This window comes from Paenimyroides aestuarii (assembly GCF_024628805.1).
GTDB lineage: Bacteria > Bacteroidota > Bacteroidia > Flavobacteriales > Flavobacteriaceae > Flavobacterium > Flavobacterium aestuarii_A.
In genome coordinates this window covers 925,833-939,857 of record NZ_CP102382.1, presented here as the reverse complement: position 1 = coordinate 939,857, position 14,025 = coordinate 925,833, and the positions used below count along the sequence as shown (strand labels likewise).

The 14,025-nt window shown below is 37.9% G+C and carries 15 protein-coding genes; all 15 read left to right on the top strand.

The genetic code is table 11. From position 1 onward, the window contains the following. The first annotated feature begins 1 nt into the window (after position 1). The 15 genes from NPX36_RS04595 to NPX36_RS04525 all read left to right on the top strand — a co-directional run bounded on the left by NPX36_RS04595 (position 2) and on the right by NPX36_RS04525 (position 14,018). Entirely contained in the window at positions 2-514 is a 513-nt protein-coding gene (locus NPX36_RS04595) for a hypothetical protein (RefSeq protein WP_257500237.1), read from the top strand. Positions 515-582: 68 nt separating this feature from the next. Continuing rightward, positions 583-1,842, top strand: coding sequence for a gliding motility-associated C-terminal domain-containing protein (locus NPX36_RS04590; RefSeq protein WP_257500236.1), 1,260 nt, complete (start codon positions 583-585; stop codon positions 1,840-1,842). A 12-nt stretch (positions 1,843-1,854) separates the two neighbouring features. After that, on the top strand, positions 1,855-2,775 hold the full coding sequence (locus tag NPX36_RS04585; RefSeq protein WP_257500235.1) for a PorP/SprF family type IX secretion system membrane protein: 921 nt from the start codon (positions 1,855-1,857) through the stop codon (positions 2,773-2,775). A gap of 12 nt (positions 2,776-2,787) precedes the next feature. Then, a complete protein-coding gene (locus NPX36_RS04580; protein WP_257500234.1) occupies positions 2,788-4,749 on the top strand; it encodes an OmpA family protein in 1,962 nt (653 codons plus the stop codon). 450 nt (positions 4,750-5,199) lie between these two features. Further along, a complete protein-coding gene (locus NPX36_RS04575) occupies positions 5,200-6,348 on the top strand; it encodes a hypothetical protein (protein ID WP_257500233.1) in 1,149 nt (382 codons plus the stop codon). Between the two features lie 2 nt (positions 6,349-6,350). Next, positions 6,351-6,833 carry a hypothetical protein gene (locus NPX36_RS04570; protein ID WP_257500232.1) on the top strand — a complete coding sequence of 161 codons (483 nt, stop codon included), beginning with the start codon at positions 6,351-6,353 and terminating at the stop codon, positions 6,831-6,833. Between the two features lie 2 nt (positions 6,834-6,835). Next, complete coding sequence (locus NPX36_RS04565) at positions 6,836-9,433, top strand: hypothetical protein (protein WP_257500231.1); 2,598 nt, start codon at positions 6,836-6,838, stop codon at positions 9,431-9,433. 71 nt (positions 9,434-9,504) lie between these two features. Beyond that, on the top strand, positions 9,505-9,939 hold the full coding sequence (locus NPX36_RS04560; RefSeq protein ID WP_257500230.1) for a helix-turn-helix domain-containing protein: 435 nt from the start codon (positions 9,505-9,507) through the stop codon (positions 9,937-9,939). Next, complete coding sequence (locus NPX36_RS04555; protein WP_257500229.1) at positions 9,909-10,268, top strand: helix-turn-helix domain-containing protein; 360 nt, start codon at positions 9,909-9,911, stop codon at positions 10,266-10,268. The genes NPX36_RS04560 and NPX36_RS04555 overlap by 31 nt, the downstream gene beginning before the upstream one ends. A gap of 190 nt (positions 10,269-10,458) precedes the next feature. Beyond that, complete coding sequence (locus tag NPX36_RS04550; RefSeq protein ID WP_257500228.1) at positions 10,459-10,902, top strand: hypothetical protein; 444 nt, start codon at positions 10,459-10,461, stop codon at positions 10,900-10,902. Then, entirely contained in the window at positions 10,899-11,252 is a 354-nt protein-coding gene (locus NPX36_RS04545; RefSeq protein WP_257500227.1) for a toxin-antitoxin system YwqK family antitoxin, read from the top strand. Before NPX36_RS04550 ends, NPX36_RS04545 begins: the two co-directional genes overlap by 4 nt. A gap of 37 nt (positions 11,253-11,289) precedes the next feature. Next, positions 11,290-11,655, top strand: coding sequence for a hypothetical protein (locus tag NPX36_RS04540; RefSeq protein ID WP_257500226.1), 366 nt, complete (start codon positions 11,290-11,292; stop codon positions 11,653-11,655). A 75-nt stretch (positions 11,656-11,730) separates the two neighbouring features. After that, entirely contained in the window at positions 11,731-12,711 is a 981-nt protein-coding gene (locus tag NPX36_RS04535; protein ID WP_397376464.1) for an IS30 family transposase, read from the top strand. Continuing rightward, a complete protein-coding gene (locus NPX36_RS04530) occupies positions 12,708-12,992 on the top strand; it encodes a hypothetical protein (protein WP_257500224.1) in 285 nt (94 codons plus the stop codon). The genes NPX36_RS04535 and NPX36_RS04530 overlap by 4 nt, the downstream gene beginning before the upstream one ends. Positions 12,993-13,013: 21 nt before the next feature. Then, positions 13,014-14,018: a toxin-antitoxin system YwqK family antitoxin gene (locus NPX36_RS04525; RefSeq protein WP_257500223.1), complete on the top strand. Its 1,005-nt coding sequence runs from the start codon at positions 13,014-13,016 to the stop codon at positions 14,016-14,018. Positions 14,019-14,025: the final 7 nt, after the last annotated feature.

Here is a 14,025-nt window from a genome sequence, read left to right as displayed (position 1 = left end):
GATGAAACAGTATTTTTTAATAGCAATAAGTAGTTTAGGTATCTACTCCAATGTAAATGCACAAACGGTCATCGAAGAAAAAACAGCCAGTAGTGCCTCTGCATTGTTAGATTTTAAAAAAGGAACTACAAACGGGATTATTTTACCAGCGGTAGAAACATTACCTACAACACCAGAAAACGGAACTTTTTTGTTTGATGCCAGATTTACTGAAAAAAAAGTAAAAATGTTTGAAAATGGTGCTTGGGTAAGTCTTTCAGAGGCTGGAAATACAACTACGTTGGTACCTTACAGTGGAACAGTTGATAACGGTAAAAAAACTGTGATTGGCGCAAAAGAATCTGATGCTGATGGCGTTTTGGTACTAGAGTCGGCTAATAAAGCTTTGGTTTTGCCACATGTCATGAATCCGCATTTAACAGTTAAAAGTCCTTACCCTGGAATGATGTGTTATGATACGGTGAGAAACGCAGTCGCTGTTTTTGATGGAGCTGTTTGGAATTATTGGAAATAATTCAAAAGATTTCCTGATAGAAGTAATTGTTGAACAATCTTTTAAAGATTTACAATAAAGAAAAATTTATGAAAAAAATATATATAACCACACTGTCTATTTTTTTAGGGATAAATAGTTTCTCCCAAACAGAATTAACAGTAAACGAGGGCGTTTTAAAAGTAGAGCCGGGCACGGAAGTATCTACCTACTTTGATTTCAAGAACGAATCAACGGGCGATGTTTTAAACGACGGCGATTTTTATTTCTACGGCGATTACCAAAACGAAGGTTTGTTCAGTTACACAACCAACAGCCGCACGGGCTATGTGGTATTTGAGGGCTTAATGCCGGGCATGCAACAGATTTCAGGAAGCTCACCCAGTAGCTTTTACGATGTATTGTTCAACAAAAGCGGGGCAGAACACAGTTTTCATTTAACCAATGACATTGCCAATGCCGGCACCGTAAATCTTTTAAACGGAGTGGTGTTGATGGATAAAGCCAATGGCGGTGCATTTGTCTTCTTAAAAGGTGCGAACCACATCAATACTTCCGACCGCAGCCACGTAAACGGCGAAGTCACCAAACGGGGCAACGAAGGGTTTAAATACCCTATTGGCGATGGAGGTTATTACCGTTTTGCAGGCATATCAGCACCCGTTCAAGAAGCAGAAATCTACACGGGCGAATACCTATTGGAAAATTCCAACAGCAAATACCCGCATGCCAGCCGCACCGGAGTCATAAAAGCCATTGACGACCAAGAATATTGGATCATCAACCAAAGCGTAAACACCGATAATTCGGTGGTTGTAACCCTCTCATGGGATACACGCACCACCCCAGCATGGTTAACAGCAAATCCTGATTTATTACACGTGGTACGTTGGGACGAAACCCAAAAATTGTGGGTAGATGAAGGCGGTGTGGTAAACTATGGCGAGCAAACCGTAAGCACACCTGTAAATGTAGATGGCTTTGGAATATTTACCCTTGGCACCATCAAAGAAGCACTGATCAACCCAGGTGAAGTAGTAATCTACAATGGGGTAACACCCGATGGCGACGGCATGAACGATTACTTCATTATCGACAACATCAACCAATTTCCAAACAACCACGTAACCATTTACAACCGTTGGGGAAGAAAAGTATATGAAACCCATAGCTACGACAGCAACGGCAACGTGTTCCGTGGCTATGCACAAGGCAATGCGATTGTAAACGAAGGCGAAAAACTCCCAAGCGGAACCTACTATTATGTAGTGGAATATTTATTCGACCGCGATGGAGAAAGCCAATGGGTTAAGAAAGTAGGGTATTTACACTTAGAAAACAACGACTAAAACTAAAAAGCAATGAAACAATTAAAAAAGATAATGGCTTTGTTAGCTTTGGTAAGCATTTCGGCAAACGCCCAACAAGACCCCCAGTACACGAATTACATGTACAACACGATCAACATCAACCCGGCTTATGCAGGTAGCAGAGGCGCCTTGAGCATCTTTGGCTTGCACCGCAGCCAATGGGTAGGATTAGAAGGCGCACCAACGACCAATTCGTTTTCCATAAACACCCCTATAGCCGAGAGTAAAGTAGGTTTAGGAGTAAGCTTTGTAAACGACAGGTTAGGGGTGACCGATGAAAACACGTTAAGTGTAGATTTCTCGTACACCTTAGATTTAAACAACCGTGGCAGCAAGCTAAGCTTCGGCTTAAAAGGATCAGCCAATATGCTGAATGTAGCTTATTCTAGGCTGAACAAATACAACCCGAACGATTCGCAGATCCTTACAGACATCAACAACCAATTCACTCCAAACATAGGAGCGGGTGTTTATTGGCATAACGAACAAACGTATGTAGGATTATCGGCACCCCATTTTTTAGAAACCACGCGCTACGACGACAACGTACAAAGCACGATGCAGCAAAAGATGCACTATTATTTAATGGGAGGTCACGTATTTGAGTTGAACCCGATGTTGAAGTTTAAACCGGCATTTTTGTTAAAAGCAGTAGAAGGCGCACCTTTACAAGCTGATATCACAGGGAATTTCTTAATCAACGAGAAGTTTACTTTAGGAGCCGCTTATCGCTGGGATGCCGCATGGAGTGCCTTGGCAGGCTTCCAGGTAACCGACGGATTGTTTATAGGCTATAGCTACGACAGCGACATCAAAGCCTTGAGAAATTACAACAACGGCTCACACGAGATTTTTATGCGCTTTGAATTGTTTAACAAATACCGCCGCGTGAACTCGCCGCGTTTCTTCTAAAAATAAAGAAAAATGAAAAAAGGGATATATAGAGCCGCTTTGTTCACCGCCTTTATGCTGGGGAACACGGGGGCACAAGCACAAGCGGGATTAAATACAGCCGATAAAGACTACAACCAATGGGCTTATGTAGATGCAATCAGCATTTACGAGAAAGTAGCCAACCGCGGCTATGCCGGGAAGGATGTACTAGAAAAGTTAGGCAACGCCTACTACTTTAACGCACGCTATGGCGAAGCCCAAAAGCACTACGAACGCTTGTTCAAAGAATTTGGCAGCGAAAACATTGGCAGCGAGTACTATTACCGCTACGCCCAAACCTTGCAACACGTGGGCAAAGAAAGCGAATCAAAGCGCTATTACGACCAGTTTGTAAACAAAGCCGGCAGCCACACGCAACGTTCTAAAATCCGCAAGAACGAAGCCGAACTTAAAAAGCAGATACAAGCCAATTCAGGTCGCTACGACCAAATCAAGAACTTGGAGATCAACACGCCTTATTCCGATTACGGAAGCTATGTACACAACAACCAATTGTACTTTACCAGCGCGCGCGACACGGGCAGCTTGCACAAACGCGAACACACCTGGACAGGCGATGCCTTTACCAGCTTGTACAGCGTAGCCGAAACGGCAAGCAAAGATGATAAAGTAACCCGATTGAAAGGAAAGGTAAAATCACCACTTAACGAATCCACAGCGGTAATCACCAAAGACGGCAACACGATGTATTTCACACGCAACAACTACATCAACCATACCCGTAAATACGATGCCGACAAAAACACGAAGCTTAAAATCTACCGTGCAGAAAACGTGGATGGCAAATGGGAGCACATAACCGAGTTACCGTTCAATATGGACGGCTACAACACGGCACACCCCACCTTAAGCCCAGACGAAGCCACAATGTATTTTGCGAGCGACCGTCCGGGAGGCTTCGGCGAATCGGATTTGTGGCAGGTAGCAATTCATCCCTCAGGAGCTTTTGGCGGACCTGTAAACATGGGTGAGGGGATCAACACCGAAGGCAGAGAAACCTTTCCGTTTGTAACCGAAAGTGGGGAATTGTATTTTTCAAGCGACGGTAGAGTAGGACTAGGCGGACTTGATGTATATGCCACAAAATTAGACAGAAACAGCCAACCTGGGGAAATCCACAACGTAGGAGCACCAATCAACGGAAATGCAGATGATTTTGCGTATTATATCGACCCAAACACCAAACAAGGCTTCTTTTCAAGCAACCGTGAGGGCGGCAACGGCAACGACGATATTTACAGTTTCCATGAAACCAAACCGTTGCAACTAGAATGCATCCAAAAATTGCTTTTAAAAGTAGTCGATGCAAAAACCCGCAACATTATTAGCGATGCCAACGTAACGTTGTACAACAATTTGTACGGCGAACTAGAAAGCAGCAACCGCTATCAAAACGGCGGTTATGTGTTCAACAACGAATTCAAATGTGGAGAAACCTACCGCTTAAAAGCGGAAAAAGAAGGCTATACGACCCAAGAAGACGTGGTGCGTTTGCCCAATGAAAGCGGTGTAACCGAGCACACCATTGTTTTGGAACCAGCTAAAACCCCTGTAAAAGTAGGCGACGACTTGTTTAAAGTATTAAAACTGAATCCGATTTATTTTGATTTAGACAAATACAACATCCGTCCGGATGCAGCGGCAGAGCTGGCAAAAGTATTGGCGGTATTGGAAGAATATCCAACGATGAAAATCGACATCCGTTCGCATACCGACAGCCGTGCATCGCACAAGTACAACGACAGATTGTCTGAGAACCGCGCAAAATCGACTAGAGAATGGTTGATTGACCAAGGCATCAGTTCGTCACGATTAACATCGAAAGGCTATGGCGAGCGCCAATTAGTCAACGAATGTGCCGACGGAGTGCAGTGTAGCGAAGAAGCACACCAAGCCAACCGTAGATCCGAGTTTATTATCGTGGAGATGTAAACCATCCACACAAAGGATTAAAGCTTATTAAACACCCCCAAATGGTAAAATATACCGTTTGGGGGTGGTTTTTTGTGGGGGATTAAATCAGTTTGGTGAAATTGAATAGCGGAGAATTTATGAATCAGAATTAATTAGAAAATACTCATCGGAGAATTAACTATCCTTAATGTTATTTTATAACATATTGTTGCTCTGTGTAATAAGCGTTTTTCAAAAAAGTATTAGATATTTTATAAAATTTCAAATTTTCATGTTGGTTTTTGATAGCTTAAATATGTTATATGTTGTTTTTTGTATAGCTTAAATTTGTTATTTTCAATAGGTTAGTGAATAATGTAGGTTCAATAATGATTAATTTTATGCTCGAAATGAAGATTTAGGAAAGAGTAAAACATACTTAAAATGAGTGTGTTAAAAAAATAATTATTAAGAACGATTATGAAAAAAATGGCATTAGCTACAGTTTTTTCTGTGGCATCATTGGGTGCGTATAGTCAAGGTCAGGTAGGGATAGGAACTAGAACACCTAATGCATCTTCTCAGTTAGAAATAGTATCGAATAGTAAAGGTGTTTTATTTCCACAAGTAAACCTTACTTCCACTACCGACAACACTTCTATTACACCAGGAAATATCAATAGTCTTTTTGTTTATAATACAGCAAATACTAGCGACGTTACACCTGGTTATTATTATTGGTATCAAAATAAATGGCAACGACTATTGAATGGAGAAGACGTAGCGGCGATTGATAACAATGCAATAGTGGCGCCAGGAACGGGGATATCGGTAGTTCCTAATGTGTCGGGAAATATAACTACTTACACAGTAAGTGCCAATACAGCTGGAATAACGTTGAATGGTGATGTAACAGGCGCAGCAAATAGTACAAGGGTAGAGAAAATTCAAGGAACAGCAGTTAGCAGTACCGCCCCAAGTGTAAACGGACAGGTTTTAACATATAATGGCTCTTTGAACCAATGGGAAGCCGTAACCCCAAGTTTAAGTGGAATGGCAGAAAGTGGTGTAGAAATACATGATGGAAAAGTAAAGTTAGGAGGGAATTTAACACGGGCAACTACCATTTCAAACAATGGAAATGCTTTTACCATTGCAACCGGAGGTAGTAATTTAGCAATTACTGGGCTTGATAAAAACAAAACCCAAGCTACAAACGCTACTACTGGAATTACACAGCATTTAATGGCTGTAAACCAAGATGGAACAGTAAAGGCTTTAAAAGCAGCAATGCCTAAATTTTTCTATATGCCATCGGTATTAGTGCCTACAGCAGAGAGTCAATTGGCTGGTCAAACAGGTGTTACCTATAATAATACCACACGAACCGGAACTATTAATCTTTATCAAATATACAGCACGCAATTTAGTAACCCAGTGATGAGTAGTACAGGTGCTGCTACACTTCCCGTTTTACCAGCTAGCGAATTGGGGTATCATGTAACATATGCCACACCAGGTGTTTTTACGATTAATAGCATCTCAGCAGCCGGACTTATGACTTACACGGTGAGTGCTTCTGCCAATATTAATAATGGCAGCTTTATAAATATTGTTTTTGCTGTTAAAGAAGATTAATCATGAAAAAGTATATTTTATATCTAGTTATTTGTTTCGTAAGCAGTTTAAATGTGCACGCACAAATAGAAACTTTAGAAGAAGCATTTAAAGCTGAATCAAAGCAAAATCAAGAATATTTAAGAAAAAGTTTACATGGTGAAAAATCATTTTTATATGTTAGCAAACAAGGTGAAATAGAAACTATTTTAAATGGTAAAGAACCTATTGATGTAATGGAATTGGAAGATGTAATTGCAATTCAAAAATTAAGATTAACAAACGAACAATTGCAGCAATTAAAGGTGTTAATCATCAATGTTCCTGCAGAAAGTTCCAATGAAATAGATTTAGAAGTGGCATCTCTTGCAAACTTAGAATACATCAATTTAAAAGGATATGACGAACAATCTCTAAAAAAAGTATCCGAAAAACTAAGTAACCAATTAAAAGAGAGTCGTTTAAAAAGTAAAATCCTTATTCAAAAATTAAATATAGACAGGTAGGAATGGCACATAAAAAGATTTATCTATACATAAAGCTCATTGCCTTGCTGCTTTTTCTATTTCAAGGCAAAAATCTATTGGCACAAGTGCAGAACAAACAAGCTTTTGGTTTGCGTACTTCTCCAAATTCACCAAATGGAGCACCAGCAGGGGGAATATATAACTTGCGCGGAGACTTCTTAATGATTGGAAACGCCAATTTATATGACAGAAGACTATGGAATTCAGGAACTCCAGAAGAAAATAACAGTAATAATTCCAACATGAGGTTTTATAAATTATCAGGAGATCCTAGTAATATATTGAATTCATCATCGGCTGTACTGGCGCACCCTTCGGGGTTTTCTCAAAATTGTTCTAAGATAGTTTATGCAGGTTTGTATTGGTCTGGGCGAGGTAATAATAATTCAAATCTCACACTAGGCAATGGTTTAGTTAAGAATAAGGTAAAATTGAAATTGCCGGGTGAAACAACATACACCGAACTTACCGCCAATGGAATACATTTTGGAGATTCTGATGTAGATGGCATTTATACCGCTTATGCGGATATTACGCAACAAGTCCGAAATCTTACAAACGCTTGGGGAACATATTCTGTTGCTGATGTTGCTACTACCGTTGGTGATGGTGGAGCTGTTGGTAATTATGGAGGTTGGGGAATGGTAGTAATCTATGAAAACGCGCAGATGAAATGGCGCGATATAACGATGTTTGATGGTTTTAGCTACATTGCTCAGGCTAATACGGGTGTTACAGATTATGGAGAATTAACCGTATCAGGATTCCGTGCTGCTCAAAATGGTAACATCAACGTTAAAATGGGAATGATGGCAGGCGAAGGCGATAGAGGAATTAGTGGCGATGTATTTGATATTCGCAATGCTGCTAACAGTAACTGGGTGCGTTTAAGCCATAGCGACAATAGTCCAAATAATTTCTTTAACTCATCTGTAAATACTGGCGAAAATACCCGAACACCCAATTATACCAACAATTACGGATTAGATATTGCGATGTTTGATTTGCCAAATAGTTCTAAGAACATCATCACAAACAATCAAACATCTACACGTTTTCGTTTTGGAACCAATCAAGATACCTATGCAATTTATAGTATTGTTTTTGCCGTGGATGCTTATGTTCCAGAGGTAGTTGCTGAAAATGCACCAGCAGTAAACACACCCCCGACAAACACCACTGTAAATCCTGGTCAGGACTTAGATTTTGAGGTGAAATTGTACAACAAAGGAACCGAAGCTATTAATAATTTTAAAGTAGAAATTCCGATTCCTTTTAACTTGCACTACGACAGTGCTACAATAATACCAGGAACCGATAGTACTATAAAAATATCAAACAATACAACAGTCACTTGGCAAAAGCCAGCTTGGGCTCCTGTGGGGGCTACACCACAAAACTATCCAGGCGGAACATTGATATGGGATGTGGGTACATTACCGTTAGACACTTCTATGGCCATTTTACAAGGTTCCTTGAAGTATAAATTAAAAACCACATCAAACTGTGCTTTTTTGTCAACAGTTGGTCCATGCGGATTATCTATACACGTTAACGGAACTGTTTCTGGGGTGGGAGCAACCTCGGGAACAACAGTCACTTCGAGACTAGTAAGCAGTTATTCGATAGGAAGTTGTGAAGGAGCTGATTATGATGATTTTGTGTCCACCATAAATGTGAGTCAAGCATTTATACAAAGTTGTGCTCCACCACCTGTTGAAAACGGCATGCTTCAATTTAAAGCATTTTGTTCGTTGCCTGGAAACGCATTTCCTCGTACTGATATCACCAATAGATATCCACTAGGAACCAAGTTTTTTACGGTGATTCCAACTAGTTATGATCAAACTACAAATCTTGTAACAGGCAATTTTCCAGTGAATACCGATGGCACAAAAAGAACGTTTTACGCAGTTGTTCCAGGTATGGCTCCTAATTGTTATATATCATTACAAACCTCACTACAATTAGTAACAACACAGCCAACCGTTCAAAATGTGAGCACTTGTCAAGGAAAAGCACCAGTTCTGCAAAACGCATTATCATCAACGGGTATTACCAACAGTTACCAATTGTATTATTTTGATTCAGCAACTGCAACCACACCATTAGCAAGCACACCCAATCCGTCTGCCGTTGGTACTTATACCTATTGGGTTGCAGAAGGAACTTCGGTTTCAGGAACTTTGTGCGTTGGTCCTAAAGTGTCTTTTACGATTACCGTGAATGCGTTACCTACGGTAGCGCAAAATGTTCCTAATATTAGTATTTGTGAAAATAACGATACACAAATAACGGTTGCTGTGGCCAATGCTACTACTTATACTTGGGAATATGCTTCAGCATCTGCACCTACGGTTTGGAATGTATTAACCAATGCTACTTTTAGTGGCGTTGTTTCGGTAAGCAACAACACCTTAAATATCACCCATGCTTCCAATGCTTTAAATGGAACAAAAGTGCGTTTAAAAGTGCTAAATAATGTGAATTGTGAAAATATATCCAACGAAGTATCCATACAAATAAAAAATTGTATAGCAATTACAAACCCGATGCTTCCAAATACACATAATAAGTAAAATATAACAGTAGATAAATAAGTAAGAAGAAGAAAAAAAATAGAGAAAACATAACACTTGGGCAAAAGTTAATGGAATTCAAATTTAAAGATATTCATATAGGACATCTTATTCTTCAATTGGTAAATGAACAAAAAATAGAGACAGACCGTATTCTGAAATTTTTTAAAATAACCGATGAAGAACTGGAAAAAATGTATCAATCCAAAAATATTGATACAGAGAGATTATTGCTTTGGAGTAAATTATTAGCGTACGACTTTTTTAGAATTTACACGCAGCATTTAGTGTTGTATGCACCGCCAACTTCCATCAATTATAAAAAAGAGAACAATTTTAAAAGTGTACCGCAATTCAGAAAAAACGTGTACACTACCGAAATTATTGACTTTTTTTTAGAGATGCTCGATAAGGGTGAAATGACAAAAAATGAAATTATAGAAAAATACAACATTCCTAAAACAACACTTTACAAATGGATAAAAAAATACAAAACAGATCAATAGTTCCTAATTATAAAAAAATTTATGTAGATTTATTAGAAAAAAAATATCCACATAAAAAGAATGATTGTGCCGCCTTTTTATCAAAAGAGAAGCTAACTTCAATGGATGTTTTGTTATTGAATGATTTAATATTTGGAAAAAAAATAAAGGAACAGCAAGATATTAACCAAAAGTATAAATCGTATGATGCAGCATCGATTGAGAAAATATTAAATTACCAAAAAAAGCATAATTTAAACGATAGTGAATTGGCACTACATTTTAAGTTGAGTCGCAATACAGTGGCAAAATGGAAGAAAATTTTTCAGCAGCAAACCGCTGAACGTTAGCGAAAACCCTTCCTATAAGACAGTATCTTATAATTTTTTTTAGGACATGTGGGAATTTATTTTTTGACAGATCTCTACCCCTAGAATGTTGATGATTGGGGAATGAAGCCTTGGCAAACTGTATATAGAGAAGAAATGCGTTAAATGAAATAAGCGCCGTAGGAGCGACTTCTAAAAAACAAACCAACAAATGAAAAATCTAATCATCATCATAATTCTTAGTTTGTTATCCTGCCAAAACAATGCACAAACTAAAACCGAAGCCAAACCCGAAATCAAAGCAATTTCCATTTCAATATTTGGCGGACGGAGCACAATCCAATCAAGAACCTACGTCATCACTAAAGATAGCGTGTTATATGATTTAGTAACTCACCACCGCGCCCAAAACATAAAAAAATCATATCCTAACAAAGCTCAGGATTGGGAAAATTTGCTAAAAAGCATCGATTTAGAAAAATTTAAAAATGCTAAAAACGGTTCGTCTTACCAAGAAACAGATGGCTATGATACCGAAATAACCATTACCACAACAAAAGAAAAAATCATAAAATTGAATGGCGAAAAAAGTGAAAGTTGGAGCAAGGCTTACCGTCAATTGATTTCCATCTATTTTAAAGAAGAAAAGAAATGAAAAACATATTGATAATCAAAATGCTACTCTTTACTCATTTTTTTGCTTTTTCTCAAATAATGGTAGCACCCAACGAAAATAGTGGTAGAACAAATGGTACCACCTACATTACTCATAAAAACGGAAAACTGGCAAAAGCGGGTAAATATGACAGCCACGGAAAAGAAACCGGCAAATGGAAATTTTATACCCTAATTGAAGATTTAGAAAGTATCGGTTACTATAAAAGTGGCCAAAAGCACGGTGAATGGAAAGATTTTTACGCTAATGGAAAAACCTTAAAAACGGGTAATTACGAAAAGGGTAAACGAAAAGGGGAATGTAGCCTTGTTGAGGCAAACTGTTCATAGCCCTTCAGGTCAACAATAGAACAACAAAATTATATATATGAGAAAAGTTACAAAAATATTAATCACTATTTCGATTGTTATTTCATTGATTAGTTGCGAAAAAGCATTAATAGTAGGAGAAAAACTACCGCAATCTAATGCTGCTTATGTGTGGGAAGTTCATTATAAAAACACAGATTTAGATGAAAAGAGAATTGCTTTAGAAGGTTATATCAGTTTAGAAAATTGGCGTGGAAGAGGCGATGAAAATTATTGTGAATTCGTAGATGAAACGGGCATGCATTTGATGTTTCTTACTATTCAAAGAAAATCCAAAAACAGTTTGAAAATTCAAGGTATAGGAAAAAACTTAGATTCAACTAATAAATGCAACATCATAAAAAAAACAGGGGGAACATTTTAGCCCCGCGGGGCTAAAATGTTCCCCCTGTTGGCGAAAAAATACCTTACTTTGTGGTTTCGACACTACAAAATAAAGATGGGACATTTAACGCTTGAACAAAGATACAAAATTGAAACTTACCACAGCTTAGGTAAACGAATTATTGAAATTGCCGACTATATCGGGAAAGACAAATCGGTTGTTTCCAGAGAAATCAAGAGAAATTCTGATGGCAGAAACGGCATCTATAAAGCCAGTTTAGCACATCGAAAAGCCCAAAAAAGGCATCAAATCAAGCCTAAAAAACTTACATTCACTCCAGAGGTTATAAGCAATGTAAAACAGTATTTAGCACAAGATTTCAGTCCAGAGCAAATGGTGGGAAGAGCCGTTTTAGAAGGAAAAAAAATGGTTTCTCACGAACGTATTTATCAGTATATCTGGAAAGATAAGCGAGCCGGTGGCAACCTATACAAACATTTGAGAACCAAAGGTAAAAAATACCGCAAAAGAGGTAGTTCAAAAGACAATAGAGGCTTGATAGCCAATAGGGTAGATATCAGCAAACGACCGCAAATTGTGGAGAAAAAAGAACGATTTGGAGATCTAGAAATAGATTTAGTTATTGGTAAAGATCATAAAGGTGCACTATTAACGATTAACGACCGAGCCACAGGATTACTTTTTATGGGAAAAATTGACAGCAAAGAAGCAAAAGCCGTAGAAACCAAAACCATAGAACTTTTAAAAGACTGGAAACCTTTATTACACACCATTACATCAGACAATGGAAAGGAATTTGCCAACCACGAGCAACTCTCAGAAAAGCTCGCAATTGATTACTTTTTTGCAAAGCCCTATCATAGTTGGGAAAGAGGTGCTAATGAAAATTTAAATGGTTTAGTAAGACAATATTTTCCCAAAAGTTCTAACTTTGAATCGATAACCCAAGATCAAATTAATACAGTTATTAATATTTTAAACAACAGACCACGAAAAAGATTTGGTTTCAAAACGCCTAACGAAGTTTTTGCTCTAAAAATGAACGAAAATAGACGAGTTGCATTTAAAACTTGAATCCACGAAATCAAAAAAGTAACAATATAGATTATGTTGATTTTGATGAAAAAAAATCTTATATTATTGATAATAAAGGAGATAAATTGTCTTTTGACCAAAAAATACTACTTTCTTTTGATATTAAGTACCCTAAAAACCAGGAAACAGGTCAGCATCCGGTTCATGTAATCAAAGACGAGGATACCAGCAGAGATATTAATAGAATACAGCGTATTGCCAAAAAAGGAGATAAGTATTACTTGTTCTATTCTGAAAATATTAGGATTGATAAACTTTAATGAGCATATACCAAGTATATCATGAAAAACTTACTCACAATCATCGTACTATTCTGTATTTGCCATTTCGCTTTTGGGCAAGGAATTACACCCGCACCCAACGAAAATAGTGGTAGAACAAATGGTACTACCTACATTACTCATAAAAACGGAAAACTCGCGAAAGCGGGTAAATATGACAGCAACGGAAAAGAAACTGGCGAATGGAAATTTTATACCCTAAATGAAGATTTAGAAAGTATCGGTTACTATGAAAATGGCCAAAAGCACGGTGAATGGAAAGATTTTTACGCTAATGGAAAAACCTTAAAAACGGGTAATTACGAAAATGGTAAACGAACAGGCGAATGGAAAACCTACAATCAAAATGGAGAATTGGCGTCCGTTGAAAAATATATTGATGGAAAACAAATTGGCAAAACCGAATTGTATAACCAACAAGGAAAAAGCACCACCCAAAAAGCGTTAGACAATGAAATGAAGGATTTGATGACAGCCGAATTTCAAGAATTTTGCACATCGCTCCAGCAAAAAGATTTTGATCAAGCCGTTGATTTTATTTCCGAAGATTTCCTAAATGCCACTCGCTTTTCAAAAGATCAAATGAAAAATATGCTTCAAAGCAATTTCGATAATTGGGAAATCCTTCCTGATTTAAATGTCGTATTGAAAAAAATTGAAACGGAAAAGCCGAAAAAAATCATCAAACAAGCAAATAAATTGTATGGTGTTTTAGCAGCCACCATGCATTTTGAAATGACCGTTACCGGAAATTTTACTAAAAAAGAAATTGCAGAAACAGTATCTATAATAGAAATTATTGGAAAAGATCGATACAAAATCGGCGAAATATCGCAAACTGAACAAACAACGGTTATTCAGCTTACAGACAAAAGATTGGTTGCCGCTATTTACGATGAGGCAAGCCAAACAGTGCGCTTTGCAATGGCAGAAATGGGTTTGCAATATAGTTTTAAAGAATTCCTCCCAAAGGAAATAGTAGAAGAAATGAAACCCCAATTGTAAAAAAAAA